Annotated in this window: 14 protein-coding genes; 6 read left to right on the top strand and 8 right to left on the bottom strand. The window is 69.6% G+C overall.

Features of this window, described 5'->3' with window-relative positions; genetic code table 11:
• Positions 1–14 precede the first annotated feature (14 nt).
• Together RPX00_RS40080 and RPX00_RS40075 are read right to left on the bottom strand one after the other, a co-directional pair.
• A complete protein-coding gene (locus RPX00_RS40080) occupies positions 15–1,355 on the bottom strand; it encodes a DUF2252 domain-containing protein (protein WP_406633478.1) in 1,341 nt (446 codons plus the stop codon).
• A gap of 195 nt (positions 1,356–1,550) precedes the next feature.
• Complete coding sequence (locus tag RPX00_RS40075; RefSeq protein ID WP_406633476.1) at positions 1,551–2,048, bottom strand: DUF1269 domain-containing protein; 498 nt, start codon at positions 2,046–2,048, stop codon at positions 1,551–1,553.
• A gap of 195 nt (positions 2,049–2,243) precedes the next feature.
• On the opposite strand from RPX00_RS40075, the gene RPX00_RS40070 reads away from it, so the two are divergent.
• The 3 genes from RPX00_RS40070 (at position 2,244) to RPX00_RS40060 (ending at position 5,334) form a co-directional block, all read left to right on the top strand.
• A complete protein-coding gene (locus RPX00_RS40070; protein ID WP_406633474.1) occupies positions 2,244–2,696 on the top strand; it encodes a hypothetical protein in 453 nt (150 codons plus the stop codon).
• A gap of 89 nt (positions 2,697–2,785) precedes the next feature.
• Entirely contained in the window at positions 2,786–4,486 is a 1,701-nt protein-coding gene (locus RPX00_RS40065; RefSeq protein WP_406633472.1) for a hypothetical protein, read from the top strand.
• Positions 4,486–5,334 (top strand): LuxR C-terminal-related transcriptional regulator, encoded by an 849-nt coding sequence (locus RPX00_RS40060; RefSeq protein WP_406633470.1) that lies wholly within the window; start codon positions 4,486–4,488, stop codon positions 5,332–5,334. The genes RPX00_RS40065 and RPX00_RS40060 overlap by 1 nt, the downstream gene beginning before the upstream one ends.
• Positions 5,335–5,486: 152 nt before the next feature.
• Here the strand turns inward: RPX00_RS40060 and RPX00_RS40055 are convergent, their stop codons facing one another.
• Positions 5,487–6,683, bottom strand: coding sequence for an AI-2E family transporter (locus tag RPX00_RS40055; RefSeq protein ID WP_406633468.1), 1,197 nt, complete (start codon positions 6,681–6,683; stop codon positions 5,487–5,489).
• A 150-nt stretch (positions 6,684–6,833) separates the two neighbouring features.
• Between RPX00_RS40055 and RPX00_RS40050 the strand changes: the two genes are divergently transcribed.
• The gene (locus RPX00_RS40050; protein WP_406633466.1) at positions 6,834–7,433 is read left to right on the top strand and encodes a DUF6461 domain-containing protein; all 600 of its coding nucleotides are present in this window, start codon (positions 6,834–6,836) and stop codon (positions 7,431–7,433) included.
• Positions 7,434–8,151: 718 nt separating this feature from the next.
• Here RPX00_RS40050 and pqqB read toward each other — a convergent pair.
• From pqqB to pqqA, 5 genes are all read right to left on the bottom strand, one after another.
• On the bottom strand, positions 8,152–9,021 hold the full coding sequence (pqqB, locus tag RPX00_RS40045; protein ID WP_406633464.1) for a pyrroloquinoline quinone biosynthesis protein PqqB: 870 nt from the start codon (positions 9,019–9,021) through the stop codon (positions 8,152–8,154).
• A complete protein-coding gene (gene pqqE / locus RPX00_RS40040) occupies positions 9,018–10,091 on the bottom strand; it encodes a pyrroloquinoline quinone biosynthesis protein PqqE (protein WP_406633462.1) in 1,074 nt (357 codons plus the stop codon). Before pqqE ends, pqqB begins: the two co-directional genes overlap by 4 nt.
• Positions 10,082–10,354: a pyrroloquinoline quinone biosynthesis peptide chaperone PqqD gene (gene pqqD / locus RPX00_RS40035; RefSeq protein ID WP_406633460.1), complete on the bottom strand. Its 273-nt coding sequence runs from the start codon at positions 10,352–10,354 to the stop codon at positions 10,082–10,084. The genes pqqE and pqqD overlap by 10 nt, the downstream gene beginning before the upstream one ends.
• A 4-nt stretch (positions 10,355–10,358) precedes the next feature.
• Positions 10,359–11,057, bottom strand: coding sequence for a pyrroloquinoline-quinone synthase PqqC (pqqC, locus tag RPX00_RS40030; protein ID WP_406633458.1), 699 nt, complete (start codon positions 11,055–11,057; stop codon positions 10,359–10,361).
• Between the two features lie 81 nt (positions 11,058–11,138).
• The gene (gene pqqA / locus RPX00_RS40025) at positions 11,139–11,234 is read right to left on the bottom strand and encodes a pyrroloquinoline quinone precursor peptide PqqA (RefSeq protein WP_406633456.1); all 96 of its coding nucleotides are present in this window, start codon (positions 11,232–11,234) and stop codon (positions 11,139–11,141) included.
• Between the two features lie 313 nt (positions 11,235–11,547).
• Here pqqA and RPX00_RS40020 point away from each other — a divergent pair, with 313 nt between their 5' ends.
• On the top strand, positions 11,548–14,295 hold the full coding sequence (locus RPX00_RS40020) for a glycosyl hydrolase 2 galactose-binding domain-containing protein (RefSeq protein WP_406633454.1): 2,748 nt from the start codon (positions 11,548–11,550) through the stop codon (positions 14,293–14,295).
• A gap of 482 nt (positions 14,296–14,777) precedes the next feature.
• On the top strand, positions 14,778–15,632 hold the full coding sequence (locus tag RPX00_RS40015) for an IclR family transcriptional regulator (RefSeq protein WP_406633452.1): 855 nt from the start codon (positions 14,778–14,780) through the stop codon (positions 15,630–15,632).
• Positions 15,633–15,663 lie beyond the last annotated feature (31 nt).

Genomic DNA, 15,663 nt, shown 5'->3' with positions numbered 1-15,663 from the left:
GCCGGGGCGGTCCGTCACGAACCGGCCGCCGCGACGCGGCCGAGCCGGATCGCCTGCCGCAGCGCGGCGTAGTCGCGTTCGTTCTGGTCGGCGCAGGCCATCGCGAATTCCCGCACGGCTTCGGCGAAACCCGGCCCGGAGCCGAGGTACGCGGCGATCGCGAGGGCGTCGCCGGTGCGCGCGTGCGCCTTGGCCAGAGTCCATCCGCACAGCCGGGCGTTGGCGCGCAGGACGTCCGGGGTCATCGTCGTGGCGTCGGCGGAACCCCGGTCGTCGCGCAGCCTGCGGACGTGGAAATCGCGGGCGGGGCCGTCGAATCCGGGGGAGCGGGCCCAGCCGAGGAAGACGTCGCCCGCGGCCTGGATCAGCCGTTGCCCGGTGACTACTCGCCTGCCGGGGCTGTCCAGTGCGGAGGCGCCGGTGCACTCCTGCAGAACTGACGGCCGGGCTTCCTTCACCTGCAGCAGAAGCGGGTCGCCGGTGTCCGTCCGGACGAGCAGCGCGACCCAGCACCGGGCGCCCGATCCGGTCGGCCCGGGCACGGCGCGGGCGACGTCGGCCAGCCGGTAGCGGTCCAGCACGGCCCGGCGCGCGGGGCCGAGCGAGCGCCGGTACCGCCTGAGCACGGCGCCGAGGCGATCAGCGAGCGTCGCCGGATCTCCGTCCCCGCCGAGCCGTCCGGTCGCGACGGCCCACGGCGCGCGTGCGGCCAGCTGTAACTGGCCGTCGCGGATTTCGGTGTGCCGGAACGCCTCCGCGGTGCGTCGGCGGCCGAGGCGGTGCGCCGCGACCGTGCGCAAAGTCCTGGCGTCTGGAGGAGCGAAGAAGATCTCCAGCGGGGTCCGGCGCGCGAAATCGTGCATGGCCAGCCGGTATGACTCGACTGCGGCGAGCACCGTGCGTCGGCGTTGCCCGGTGGGGTGCCCGCTCTCGCGGCTGGTGACCTCGAAGCTCGCGGCCAAGCGTTTGACATCCCATTCCCAGGGCGCGCGCAGGGTTTCGTCGAAGTCGGCGAAGTCGAAGACCAGCCGTCGGCCGGGCGCGGCGAACAGGCCGAAGTTGGCCAGCTGGGCGTCTCCGCAGGCCTGGACCGGGAATCCGGTGCGCGGCGTGGCGGCGAGGTCTGCGGCGGCGGGCAGCGCAGTGCCGCGGAAGTACGCCAGCGGCGAGGCGGCCAGCCGGGTGTAGCGCAGGGGCAGCAGTTCGGGCACCCGGCCGGAATCCTGGCGGGCCAGCAGGGAGAGGGGATCGGCGCGCTGGACGGCGCTGGGGAACTCCGCGTGGCGGGCGGCGGGCACGGCGGCGCGCGCGGCGCGGGCGGTCCGGAGGCTGGTGTCCTTGTCGGTGAAGGGCATGGGACGGATCGTCGGCGGCGGAACCGGCCGGGGCGTCGCCCGCCGGGGGTGAAGCGGGGTCATCCGCGGCGGGTGACGACGGAACGCGGGCGAGTGCGCAGGGTGGACTCGCGGGTGGTCGCGGCGACGCTCGGGGGCGCCGCCGCGAACGGGCCCTCGCCGAGCGATTCGGCGAGGGCCCGGTGGCGAGGGGTGCTAGAGCTGGTCCGGTTCGCCGAAGGCGGCGCGCAGCCGGGCTTCCTCCTCCGCGGAGAGGTTGGTGGTCAGCAGCGAAGCGCCGGTTTCCTTGAACGGTTCGGCGACCCGGTCCAGCACGGCGTTGTCCGACATGACGAACAGCGCGGACGTGCCGGGGGTGACCTGGGTCCGGACGGTGTCGATGAACTCCTCGTCGATTCCGACGTGCCGCAGCGATCCGGTCAGCGCCCCGATCGCCGCGCCGACGGCCGCGCCCAGCAGGGGCACGAGGAAGATCAGCCCGAACAGCAGGCCCCAGAACGTCCCGCCCAGCGCGCCGGCGCCGGTCAGCGAGCCGAGTTCCTTGGTCTTCGGCTTCTTCCGGCCCTCCGGCCAGCTCACGCGCGCCGCGTCGGCGATCGAGATCAGCTGCTGTTTCTGCAGCCGCTGCAGCAGATCCAGTGCGTTTTCCGCGCCGTCGACGGTCGGGAACCTCCACACGGTCAACGTGGCCATGACTTCTCCTCGGTCCGGGATCGGTGGTCCGCCGCACTGTTTCCCGTCCGGCCGAGCACGGCTTCGCCCGCGCCGGGTGAAAGCCCGCGCCGCCGCGGTCCCTGATCTCACCTGAGGCGGGCGAGGCCCGGCGGCCCGGAGCCCGACCATGATCGCCCGGGTCCGCAGCCCGTCGACGAACGAGGAAGAGAGACCATGACCGAACGCATGCACCCCCGGCCCGGAACGGCGGGCGTCCAGCAGCCGCGGCGGCCTGTCGCCAGGACGCGCCGGACCGGCTGGATCTGGTTCGCCGGGGCCGTCACCGTCCTCGCCGGACTGTTCACCGTGATCGAAGGCCTGGTCGCGCTGGTGGACCGGCACTACTACGTCGTCGGCCCGTCCGGCCTGCTGGTCTTCTCCCTGACCGGCTGGGGCTGGCTCCACCTGATCGTGGGCGTGCTCGCCGTGCTGACCGGGATCGCGCTGTTCACCGGCGCGCAGTGGGCGCGCGTCTGCACGGTCGCGCTCGCCGGCTTCAACGCCTTGGCGCAGCTGGCCTTCCTGTCCGCGTACCCGATCTGGGGCGCGATCGTGATCGCTCTCGACGTCCTCGTGATCTGGGCCGTCATCGTGCACGGGGACGAAGCCGCCTACGAAATCTGGTGACCCGGCGGCGCTCAGTACAGTCGTGGCCTCCGCCCGGCGTCGACCGCGGGAGCCGGGGGCGAAATCTCCCGACAGCCGAGAGGTTTGCCGTGCCCGCTCGAACGACGACCCGGTTCCGGCCGGTCCCCGGCGCGAAGGTCGCGGTGCCGCGCCTGCCGGGGATTTTCGTCCCCCGTCCGCGGCTGCGCGCGCTGTTCGACCGCGCCGCCGCCCGCCCGGTCACCGTGGTCCGGGCGCCCGCCGGGGCGGGCAAGACCACGGCGCTGGCCGGGTGGGCCCGTGGCGGCCGCGCGGTCGCCTGGGTGTCCCTCGACGAGGACGACAACGACGAAACCCGCTTGTGGGAGGCGATTCTCGGGGCGTTGCGGCGCACCGCCGGGGAGGGCGGCGTGCTGCACCGGTTGCGCCCGCCGCCGCCCGGACGGCGGCGGGCGTTCCTGGCCGACCTCGACGACGCGCTCGCTTGCCAGGCCGCTCCGGTGCGGCTGATCCTGGACGACCTGCAGGAGATCAGCCGCCCGGAACCCCTGGAAGCGCTCGCGGCACTGGCCCGGCACCTGCCGCCGGGGCTGCGGCTGGTGCTGGCCACCCGGGTCGAGCCGCCGCTGCGGCTGGCCCGCTTGCAGTTCGAAGACGTGCTGTCCCGGGTGGACGCGGCCGAACTCCGGTTCACCGCGAAGGAAACCGCGAACCTGCTGCGGGCCGCTGGGGCCGCGGTGGGGGAGGAGCGCGTCCGGGACCTGACCGAGCGCACCGCAGGCTGGGCCGCGGCACTCGGCTGGACGGCGGTTTCGGTACGCGAAGCGGAGGACGCGGACGCGGTCGTCGCCTCGGTGACGGGCGACGACCGTGCAGTGGCGCGGTTTTTCGCCGACGAAGTGCTCGCGCACCTGCCTGCGGCCACCACGGAGCTGTTGTTGTGCCTCAGCATCTGCGACGCGGTCTCGGCGACACTCGCGGTCCGCTTGTCCGGCCGCCGGGACGCGGGCGCGCGGCTGGACGAACTCGAGCGCGCGAGAGGCCTGGTCACGCGCACACCGGCGGAAAACTACCGGTTTTTCCCGCTGCTGCGCGGTTTCCTGCGTGCCGAACTGGCCCGGCGGGACCCGGAGCGCGTGCCGCGGCTGCACGGGATCGCCGCGCGGTGGCACGCTGGCGAAGGGCGGTCCGGGGAAGCGCTCCGGCACGCGGTGGCCGCGCACGACCGGGATTACGTCTTGGCCCTGGCCCGGGATCGAGCCGTGCGCGAGGTGCTGGCCGGGGACGGGGAGCCAGTGCGCGCCGCGCTCGAGTGCCTCGGCGGCGCGACCGTCGCCGCGAACGCGCCGCTGAGGTTGGCGTCCGCGCTCGAGCACATCCAAGGCGGCCGGCTTGCCGAAGCGGAGTCCGACCTCGGTGCCGAGGGCGCTGGCGACTGGTGGCCGCTCGCCGTCCGGCATCTGGCCGCGGTGACCGGAAAGCGCCTGGCCGGAGCGGAACCGCCGACCGCGCGGCATCCGGAGTTCGACGCCTGGGCCCACCTCGACCGCGCTTGGCGGTCGCTGCACCGAGGAGCCCGCAGGCACGCGAGCGCGCAGGCACAGGAGGCGCTGCGCCTGGCGAGCGGCGAGTTGCTGGACCACCTCGTGCTGCACAGCAGGCTGACGCTGGCGGTCGCGAACGCCGTCGGCGGGAAGCACCCGGCGATGCGTCGCGCGTGCACCGGGGCGCTCGCGGTCGCGCGCAGGCACGGCTGGCGGCGAACCCCGGGGTGGCCGAATGCCGGTTACTGCTCGCCTACGACGACCTGATGCGCGCCGAACCGCCTGCGGCGGCGCGAGAACTGGGTGCGGCGGCCGCAGCCGAGGTGCCTGGGGGAATGCCGTTGCTGGTGCCGCTGCGCGAGTTCTTCGAGGGAATGGTGCGCTTCGACGAGGGCGACCGGACGGCGGGCTCCCAGCTGATGCGCGCGGGGAGACGCGGGCTCGCGGGCTTGGAGCCGCCCCGCGAACTCGTCGGGGTGTGCGCGGTCGCCGAGCAGCACGCGGCGCTTGCCCTCGGCGAAGCGTTGCACGCCGCGGAAGTCCTTGCCTGGGCCCAGGATCAGCTGCCCGGCAGCGGCGAGCTGACTGTCCTGCGGGTCCGCGCCCACCTCGCCGCCGACGAGACTGGCGAGGCCGAAGCCGTGCTGCGGGAAACAGCGTCGGCGGCCGCGCTGCTGCCGGCCACCCCGGTCGACCGGTACCTGGCCGAAACCGCGCTCGGCCTGCGCTCGCACCGCCGGACAAAGGCACTCCAGGCCCTCGACCAGGCCCTCGCACTCGCCCGGCCGAACGGACTGGTGCGGCCGTTCGCGCTCGCCGAGCCCGCGGTCCGGCACCTGCTGATCGGCCATTCCGGCGGCTTCGGCTCGCTCGACCGGTTCGCCCAGACGGTCCGCGGCAGGCTCGTCCCGCAAGCCCCGCCCAGCGACCTGACCGACCGCGAACAGGTGGTGCTGCAGCGCCTGCCTTCCCAGCGTTCGCTGGACGAGATCGCGTCCGACCTCACCGTCTCGGTCAACACGGTCAAGACACACGTGCGGGCGATCTACGGCAAGCTCGGCGTGAACAACCGGCGCTCAGCTGTGGTGGTCGCCCGGCAGCATGGTCTTACTTGAGCGTGGACAGCCGGTGTTCTGCGGTCGTGGTCGCCTGCCAGCATGGTCTTACGTGAGCGTGGGGAACCGGTGTTCGGCGGTCGTGGTCGCCCGGCTGCACGGTCTTACGTGAGCGTGGACACCCGGTGCTCCGGGGTCGTGGTCGCCCGCCTTTACCTGAGGCCGCTTTCATCGCGCTTCGGGGTGGACACCAGCGCGTCGGCCCAGCGGGCGCGCGGGTCGACGTCCACCAGCAGCGCCTTGGCCAGCAGCGTCGCCGGCACGGCGAGGATCGCGCCGAGCGGGCCGAGCAGCCAGGTCCAGAACACCAGCGCCAGCACGGTGACCACAGTGGACAGTCCGACCGATCCGGCCACGAACTGCGGCTGGATCAGCGACTGCACCACGAAATTCAGCAGGAGGTAGACGACGAGCACCACCAGCATACCGCGCCAGCCGTGGTCGAGGAGCGCGATCACCGCGGGCGGGGCGACACCGATGACGAAGCCCACGTTGGGGATATAGTTGGTGACGAAGGAAAGCAGCCCCCACAGTACCACCCCGGGAACCCCGAGGAGCGCGAGCGCTGCGGTGTCGAGCGCCGCGACAAGCCCGCCGAACACCGTCGTCACGAGCAGGTACCGCCGGGTGTTCAAGACGAAACCGCGCAATGCGGCGGAAATCCAGGGCCGGTCGTGGGCGATCCGGCTGAGCCGCTGGCCCGCCCAGGCTGTTTCGGCGCTGAGGAACAGCAAAAGGCCGAAGAGGAACGCGAGGTTCGTGACCAGCTTGCCGACGCTCGCGAGCAGAGAACCGGCCAGTTGCACGAGTTTCCGGGCGTCGACGGAGGACAGCATGCCGCGCACCTGCGGTTCGCCGATCCCGAGCGCGGCCAGCCCGTTGTGCAGCAGCTCGTCGACCCGTCCAGCGTACCGGGGGACCACTGCGGACAGTTGCGCGACGGACACCACGACAACGAGGAAGAAGACCAGCAGCACGGCGTAGACGGCTCCGGTCAGTACGGCGATGGTCAGCCAGCGCGGCAATCCCTTGCGCCGCAACCAGCTCCGCACTGGATCGAGGGTGAGCACGACGACGAAGGCGAGGAACGTCGGTGCGGCGAACCAGGCGATGGCTTGCACGCCCGCGAGCACGACCGTCGCTGCGGCAGCGCCCAGCAGCACGATGAGGGCCCGGGGGAGTGGGGTGTTGCTTGCTTCGCTTTCCGGCGGCAGTGGTGGTTGGTGCGTGCTTGCGCTTGCTCTGATCCTGTTGGCGAGCTTGCGAAAGGCGTGGTGTGCCTGGTGGTTCGAGGTTCGGGTCTTGCCGGATCGGCGGGCCGGGAAATCGGTGAACGACACTCGCACCATGCGAATCCTCCGGAGACAGGCGGCAGCTTCCACGGTGGCTCGTGGTGAGCTCCCCGTCTTCACCCGATGGGGGCGGTGTCTTGGTCCTGGGCCCCGGTTTTTGTCGGTGGTGGCTGCCATCATGGGCTGAGTCGATCTAGGGGAGGAATGATGACGGAGTACCTGACGGAGTTGGCTTGGCTGGACAGTCGCGGGCCGCTGAACGACATCTTCTGTGTGTCGTTCGTGCGCGGGCTCGATCCGCCGGAGGTGGTGCGCCGGTTCGGCGCGGCCGGAGGAGAGCGGATGACGTTCGAGGAGATGAACAGCCTGACCGCGGAATACGTTGCACAGACCCAAGGAGGAAGTGGAGGCGGATACGTCGGCGTGGTCTCGTGCGGCGAATGGAGCGTGGCCGTCGAGCCGTGGGGCTGGCTGGGAAACCTGCCGGACGTCATCGCCCGGCTGTCGAAGTCGAGCGAAGTGGTGGGCATAAACCGGCACGACTACGCCGAGGCGCACTTCGTCCACGCGGTAGACGGCACGGTCGTCGCGGGATTTCTGCCGAGGCTGCCGAGCCAGCGGTACGGCAGTGAATCAGAGCGGCTGACGCCGTTGATGCGGGAGGTGGGGCTGGATCCGGACCAGGAGTCGGAGCGGCCGCCGAACCCGATCGCCGCGGCGTTCGCGGTGGCGGCACGGATGACCGGGGTGGTGTTCACGCCGGAGTTGCTGGAGCGGCCGTTGCTGGTGGGAGATATCCGGACTTAGCCGGTGAGTTGTCGGGCCTGGTTGCTGCTGGCGGGTTGGTCGGGCCTGGCTGGTGTTCACCTGGCGATGGTGTACCTGGACTTGGCCGGTGGGTGCTGTCGGCGGGTGGTTTGGGCCTGGCTGGTGTTTACCCCGGCGGTGGGGTATCTGGATTTGGCCGGTAGGTGCCGTTGGCGGGTGGTTCGGACCTGGGTGGTGTTCACCCGCTGGCGGGAGATATCCGGACTTGGCCGGTAGGTGCTGCCGGTGGGTTGTTCGAGCCTGGCCGGTGTCCATAGCTGGTGGCGTTGTTCGGACGTCCCAGTGAGAAACGTGATTGGCGGTGGTTGTTGGGAGTGGCGCAGTCGGGTTGGTGCGGTGTCTGCGCGGGAGGTGGTTGAGCGGTCGTCGCCGACCGGGGTCCCCGGACCTGGCTGGCGTACGCCAGAGATGCGCGGCAGCTGAGTTGATCGGGTGAAGAGGAGTGTGTTGAGGGAGGAGGAACCGTTGACAGGAATACATCGCAGCCTTAGTCGGTGATGGCCGAGACCACCGTTCCACGTCTGCTGAACCGGGCGTCGCCGAACGAGCCGCGGCCGAGCCCGTGTCGAAGGGCGCGTTCGGAGGGTGACCTTGGTGCTGTCCAGGGGAGTTCTGCGCCCGTGTCCAGCACCGCGGCGTGTTCGCCGCTGGTCGGTGCGACGGCCGGATTGGTGTTGTTCAGATCGGCGGGGTGCGTTCAGAGGGCGAACTCGGTGCCGTCCGAAGGCAGTTCCGCACCTGCGTCCAGCACCGCGGCGTGCTCGCTGCTGGTCGGTGCGACGACCGGATTGGTGTTGTTCAGGTGGGTGTAGGCCCACCGCGTCGCGCCTGGCCGGTTCGTGATCGTCGCTAGCGTGGTGGTGATCGGCAGGTGGCCCATTGCCTGCTGGACGGCTGGGTTGGCGTTCTCGGTGGCGTGGGTGAACTCCGTGCCGCTGTGGAAGGTGCCGTCCAGGAGGACCAGGCTCGCGCCTTCGGCGAACGCGTCGAAGCCGGGTGGCCAGGTGCGTAGGCACGGCGCGTAGACGAGGGTGCCGCCGGTGGATGGGTCGTGGATGCGGTACGCCACCACCCACGGGCCGGGGTGGGCGGAGGTGCGGGCGTATTTCGGTTGTTTGTCGCTGATGGGAAGGGAGGTGATGTGCAAGCCGTCGAGGGTGGTTTCCGTGGTGGGGAGCCAGGTCCAGTCGTGGTAGTCGCCGATGATCGTGCGGGCCGGGAAGTGGTCGGTCAGTGCGTGCAGGGCGGCGGCGGGTGCGTGGACGGTGAGGTCAGCCGCCTCGCGGAGCATCAGCAGGCCGAGGGTGTGGTCGAGTTCGGCGTCGGTCAGCAGGATGCTGCGCAGTGGCGTCTCGCGTGGGCCGGGGCCGGCTCGCAACGGCGGGGTCGCCAGGATTTGGGCGCGGATGTCGGGCGAGGCGTTGAGCAGGTGCCAGGTGCGGCCGTCGGCGCTGAAGGCGACGCTGTCCTGCGTACGCGGCGGAGCGGTGGAGGTGCACTGGGCACAGGCGCAGTTCCACTGAGGAAAACCGCCGCCGGCTGCGGTGCCTAGGAGGATGACTTTCATCGGGCTGGACCGCGCATCACCAGGTCCGAAGTGGACGGTGCGGCGAGGATCAGGTCGACGGTGCCGCGGTGCGGGGAGCGGGAGCACACGGGATCGGCGTTGGTCGCGTCGCCGGTCAGCTGGAAGGCCTGGCAGCGGCAGCCGCCGAAGTCGGTGGTGCGGCGGTCGCAGGTGCGGCACGGTTCGCTCATCCAGTCTTCGCCGCGGTAGGCGTTGAAGGACTCCGAGCGGTACCAGATGTCGGCCAGTGCGGTATCGCGGACGTTGTCGAGGGTGAGCGTGGTGATCGCGCTCGCGGCGGGGCAGGGCAAGACGGTGCCGTCGGGAGCGATGGTGAGCTGGCGCGCGCCCCAGCCGTGCATGCACGGTTTGGGGAACGGCTCGTAGTAGTCGGCGACGACGTAGATGATCTCCATGGTGCCGCGGAGGCGTTCGACGGCCGCGCGCACCACGGGTTCTGCGGCGGCGAGCTGCGCGCGGGTGGGCATCAGCGCGTCGCGGTTGCGCAGGGCCCAGCCGTAGTACTGGGTGTTGGCCAGCTCCAGGCGGTCCGCGCCCATCTGCTCGGCGAGGTCGATGATCGCGGCTAGCTGGTCGTGATTTTGCCGGTGCAGCACGACGTTGACGGTCAGTGGCAGGCCCGAAGCCTTCACCAGTTCGGCGGCGGCCAGTTTGCGGTCGAAGGCTTTCGCGCCGGCGAGCAGGTTCGCGCGGTCCGCAGTGGCGGCCTGTGCGGAGAGCTGGACGTGGGCCAGGCCCCGCTCGGCCAGGTCCGTCAGGCGCTGCTCGGTGAGGCCCAGGCCGGAGGTGACGAGGTTGACGTAGCAGCCGAGGTCGCTCGCGTGCGTGACCAGCTCCGGAAGATCCGGGCGTGCCAGCGGTTCGCCGCCGGAGAGATGGACCTGCAGCACGCCGAGGTCGCGGGCCTGGGACAGCGCGTCCGTCCATTCCGCGGTGGACATTTCCGCTGACCGGGTCACGAGTTCCAGGGGATTCGAGCAGTACGCACAGTGCAAGGGGCACCGGTGTGTCAGTTCCGCGAGCAGTCCAAGCGGCGCGGTCACGTCCATTCGATCACCCGCCGTTGCCCGAACCTGGCCAGCACTGCCAGGACGTCGTCCTCCCGCACGCCTTGGTACCGGTGGCTCAAGCTCGTGACGATGCCGGAGACCGGGGTGACGCCGTCGCACAGTTCCAGCACCGCGGTGGCAGTGGAATTCGGCACCAGCACGCCTTCCGGGAACAACAGCACGTGCACCCCGCGCACGTGATCGAACGTCAGTCGCACGCCGACGCGCAGCTTCGGCACCGACGAGGTGGTGATGGTGTCCATCGGCTCACTCCTCGGCCGCGGCGCGTTCGATGGCGTCGAGCATCGACCACAGGACGTCGCACTTGAACGACAACGCGGCCACCGCTTTCTCTTGCTGCTCACGGGTGACGCAGTACCGCACGACAATGTCCAAAGTGTCCTTGCCCTCGCCGGAGACCTTGTCGATCCGATTCGTGAAATACGCCAGGTCGTCGCGGGAGATCCACGAGTAGTTCGCCAGTACGTCGGCCACCCGCTGCTGCATCAGGTGCCCGGCGAACATCTCGGTCAGCCCGGAGGCGACGCCCTCGACCCACGGTTTGGTGCGCGCGAAAGTGACGTAGGCGTCGACGGCGAACCGGACGCCCGGGGCGACGTGCCGCTCGTCGAGAACCTCGGCGCGCTCGAGGCCGACCGCCGCGCACAGCCGCAGCCAGCGTTCGGCTCCGCCTTCTCCTTCGGCGGCTCCGTCGTGGTAAACGATCCGGTCGAGCCACGTCCGCCGGATTTCCGGAATCGGGCAGTTGCTGATGATCGCCGCGTCTTTCCTCGGCAGCACGCATTGGTAGTACCAGCGGTTGGCGGCCCACAGTTTCAGCTCGCGCTGGGTCAGTTCGCCGGCGTGCATCCGCTGGTGGAACGGGTGGCTGCCCCAGTAACGCCGGTCGAGGGCGCGCAGGGCTCCGGTGAACTCCGCCGGACTCATCGGGTGCACAGTGGACATTCGCGTACTCCGGGATTCTCGCTGAGCGGAACGGTTTTCCGGGAAGGACGGGACCGCGGCGGACCGGTCCCGTCCCGGCGGTCAGCCCTCCATGCGGGCCGCGTAGGCGGTGACCTCCATGGGCGTTTCGTACTCGACGAAGTCGGGCGCGGTCCACATCTCGACGGGTTCGTGCATGAGGAAACTCGCTTTCCTTCAGGTGGTGCACCGGTGCGCGGGGCGGGAGCCCCGCCTCGGACGCCGTCACCCTAAAAGCGCAAGGCGGCCGGTCGCCAGGGGCGCGGACCGATTTCCCGCCGAATTCGTAAAGGTTCCTTCCTATGGCGCAGCGGCGACTACTCTCGGGTGTCCGGCGCCGCTTGTCCGCCCGACAGGTTTCCGCGGGCGCGCGGAAACCTCCTGATGCCGCTTGACATCCAGGCTGCGCACAGCCGAATAATGGAGTTCGCGCACAGTTGACAACGATGTCAGAAGAGGCTTGGGGAGCGACGTGACCGAGGTGAATCGCAGGCGTTTCCTGTCCGGCGGGATTGCTGTCGCGGGCGGTGGTGTGCTCGGTGCTTTCGGATTGTCCGGCACCGCCGGGGCGGCGTCGGAAGCGCGTCCGGGCGGCGGGGAGATTTCCCGCGGCTGGACCTTCGTCGCGGCGGACGGCACGGCGATGTCCGGGAAGACGCTGTCCAGCGCCGCGGAGGTCGCCGGGCTGAAGCCTGCTGTCGTCCCGGGGACGCCGCTCACCAGCATGATCGCCAACGGCGAGTATCCCGATCCGCTGTACGGGCACATCGTGACCGACACCGTTCCGGACACGCTCAAGGACACCGGCTACTGGTACCGCGTCGCGTTCCGCGTGCCGAAGCTGGTTCCGGGACAGCGGTTCTGGCTGCAGTTCGACGGGATCAACTACCTCGGGACGGTCTGGCTCAACGGGGTCGAGGTGGGGACGGTCGAAGGGGCGTTCAAGCGCGCGGTCTTCGAGGTCACGGACATCGTCGCGAAGGCGGACGGGGTGGCGTGGCTCGCGGTGCTGGTCGGGAAACTCGACTACACCGATCCGCCGGCGCTGCCGAGTTACGCCAGCGGGGTGACGCGAGGCGGGCGCAACGGCGGACCGACCGGCATCACGCTGAAGAACGGCCCGACGTTCTTTTGCACCGCTGGGTGGGACTGGCTGCCGACTATCCCGGACCGGGACCTCGGCATCTGGCGGCCGGTCACCTGGCGTACCACGGGACCGGTTCGGCTGGCCGACGTGCACGTCACTTCGACGCTGTCAGCGGACTTGCGGACGGCGGAGGTCGCGGTCGAGCTTGCTCTGGACAGTGCGGCTGGGAAGTCCGTGACGGTGAAGGGCTCTCTTGACGGACGGGGGTTTCATCGGGAGGTCGTGGTGCCTGCCGGTGCGTCGTCGGTGGTGCTGACCTCGAAGGAGATCGGCTGTTTGCGGCTGGATCGGCCGAAGTTGTGGTGGCCCAACGGGTACGGCGAGCCTTATCGGTATCAGCTGACCGTCGGCGTGGAGTCCGGTGGGCAGGTGCACGACGAGCGGACGGTGGAGTTCGGAGTCCGGCGGATCGAGTACACGCGGCCGATTCAGTCGCCGTCCGGGGAGGTGAGCGACTGTCTGGCGATTACGGTGAACAATCAGCCGATCCTGGTGATGGGCGGCAACTGGGGGCTGGACGAGGCGCTCAAGCGGATTCCCCGGGAGCGGTTGCGGGCGCAGGTGCGGTTGCACCGGGACGCGAATCTCAACTTGATCCGGAACTGGAATGGGCAGAGCAGCACTGAGGAGTTCTTCGCTGCTTGCGATGAGTACGGGATTTTGGTGTGGCAGGACTTCTTTTGTTCCACGGAGGGTCCCGCGGCGGAGAATGTCGACCGGGATCTCGCCAATATTCGTGATTGCATCGTGCGGTTCCGCAATCATCCGTCGATCTTGCTGTGGTGCGGCGGGAACGAGGGGCCGCCGCCGCAGCCGCTGGTGGACGGGCTGGATGCGCTGGTGGCGGAGCTGGATCCGCAGCGGGTGGTGCTGACGAGTTCGGCCGGGGACACCGGCCCGCATGCGGTGGACGGGTATCGGTCTGGCGGGCCGTATCACTGGGTGCCGCCTGCCCGGCACTTCGAGTTGAGCGACGGGACGCAGTGGCCGCCGTTCCACAATGAGGTCGGGTCTTATTCCATTCCGACCCTGGAGTTCATGCGGAAGATGCTGCCGGAGTCCTCGTGGGAGCGGCCGGATGATTTCTGGGCCGACCGCGATGTGAACGGCAATGGCGGGAATGGGGGCGGGGCGGGCTATCTTCGGCTGACTGCGGAGCGGTATGGGGAGATCCGGAATCTTCCGGACTTCGCGCGCAAGTCGCAGATGATGAATTATGAGTGTATTAAGGCTATTTATGAGGCTCCGGTTGCGTTTATGGGGAGTGTTCGGCCTTATCCGCGTACCGGGGTGATCATGTGGATGACTAATCCTGCGCAGCCTAGTTTTGTCTGGCAGATGTACAGTCATGATCTTGAGGCGCATTCTTCGTTTTATGCGGTTCAGCACGCTTGTCGGCGGGTTAATGTGATTCTCGACGGGCGTCGGTTGGATGTTGTGGTGGCCAATCACACTGCGGCGGTGGTGCGCGGGGTGGTTGAGGTCGGGCTTTATGGGCTGGACGGGGTGGAGTTCGCTCGTGCTTCGTTGCCGGTGAGTGGGGTGGCGGGGGCTGATCGGGCTGTGGTGGGGAGTGTTGCTTCGCTGGTTAAGGGGGCGTCGGCTGAGGTTGTCTTTGTGCGGCTGGTGTTCCGGGGGACTGGTGGGGTGGTTCGGAACTTTTACTGGGTGGAGAACCCTGCTCGGGCGGTGGGGTTTGCCGGGCTGGATCGGATGGCTGGGGCGGCGGTTTCGGTGGCTGGGCGGGTTGAGGGGGAGGAGGTGGTGGTCGAGGTTCGGAATGTGGGGCGAGTGGTGGCGTTGATGGTGCATTTGCAGGTTTATGACCCTCGGACTGGGGAGCGGGTTTTGCCTGGTGTTTTTAGTGATAATTATCTGAATTTGGTGGGTGGGGAGGCGGTTTCTGTTCGGGTTCGGGTGGGGCGGGAGTTTGTTCGGCGAGGGGTTGGGGTTCGGGTGGATGGGTGGAGGATTGATCAGGAGGGGTCTCGGTTGCGGGGGGACGGGGTGGCTGTGACGTTTAATCGGGAGGCGTTGGGGGTGTGGCCGGGGGTTAGTACGTTTGGGCGGTGAGGTGCGGGTTTGCTTGGCTTTGGTTGCGTGGGGCACCCCGAAGCCCAAGTGTGCTGACGGTTCGGGGGTGCTTGTCAAGGCGGGAAAGATGCCTTGACAAGCACCCCCGAACCGCAGGGAGGCTTCGTATCGGGGTGCGGGGGAGGGGCTGGGTGCCTCGATGGGTGGGTGCATCGGTGGCGGTTCTTGGTGGGGTGGGGCTTGCGCCCCAATGCGGCGTTGGGTGCATGTGACGCACCCAATGCCACATTGGGGCGCATTGGCGGGCGGGGGCGGGGTGGGGCGTGAAGGACTCCTTGAGGGAATCTGGGTCCGTGAAGGGGCCCATCACGGACCGGCTGGGGGCTTGAGGGCCCTCGCGGGCTGGTTGGCAGTGGGTCGTGAGGGGAACCCTGGGGGAATCTGGGGCGGTGAGGGTTCCCCTCACGGACCAGGAGCGGCAGAGAGGGCGCGAGGAACAGGGCGGGCGTCAGGTGTCCCGTGTGGACAGTCGGGCGCATGGCGGGTTGCCGTGTTCGCGGGACTGGCGGATGATGGGCGGCCAGTCCCCGTCCCGTTCCACCGCAGCCCCGGAGGCACCGATCGCCGGCAACGCCGCCGAACCCGGGCGCACGGTTCTCAGCCGCGCGTTCGCGGTGCTGGATTCATTTTTGTCCGGCCGACCCGAGCAGACTCATGGCGAGATTACCCGGGCGACCGGGCTCGCCCCCGCTACTGTGCACCGGCTGCTGGCCGAGCTGACCGGCTGGGGCGCGCTCGAGCGCACCGGGCGCGGGCGGTACCGGATCGGGCTGCGGTTGTGGCAGCTCGGGGCGCAGGCGCCGGGCGGGCGGGAGTTGCGGGACGTCGCGCTTCCCTTTCTCCAGGATCTCCTCCAGGTGACGCACGAGGTCGTCCACCTGGTGGTGCTCGACGGGGACCGGGCGCTTTATCTCGAAAAGCTCGAGGCGCATCCGGATGTCGTGGTCACCTCGCGGGTCGGGCTGCGGCTTCCGTTGCACGCGGCGGGGCCCGGCAAGGTGCTGCTCGCGCATGCGCCGCCGGAGTGTCTCGACAGCATTCTCGCCCGGGGGCTGGAGCGGCGGGCCAGCGGGACGATCACCGATCCGGCGCGGTTGCGGCAGGTGCTCGCCGAGGTCCGGTTGCAGGGGTTCTGCATCTCCCGCAACGAGATGACCGAGGGCGCGTCGTCGGTCGCGGCTCCGGTGCGCGGGCCCGGCGATCAGGTCGTGGCGGCGATTTCCGTGGTGGTGCCCAGTTGCACGCCGAATTTGTCGCCGCTCGTGCCGGTCGTGCGGATGGCGGCGCTCGGGGTCACGAGGGCGTTGCAGGGCTGAAGAACTTTTCCGCTGAGTGGAAGAAGGGCTG

Source organism: Amycolatopsis sp. WGS_07 (assembly GCF_045278895.1).
GTDB lineage: Bacteria > Actinomycetota > Actinomycetes > Mycobacteriales > Pseudonocardiaceae > Amycolatopsis.
Note: the sequence above shows the minus strand (reverse complement) of the source record. Positions and strands in the feature narration are given on the sequence as shown.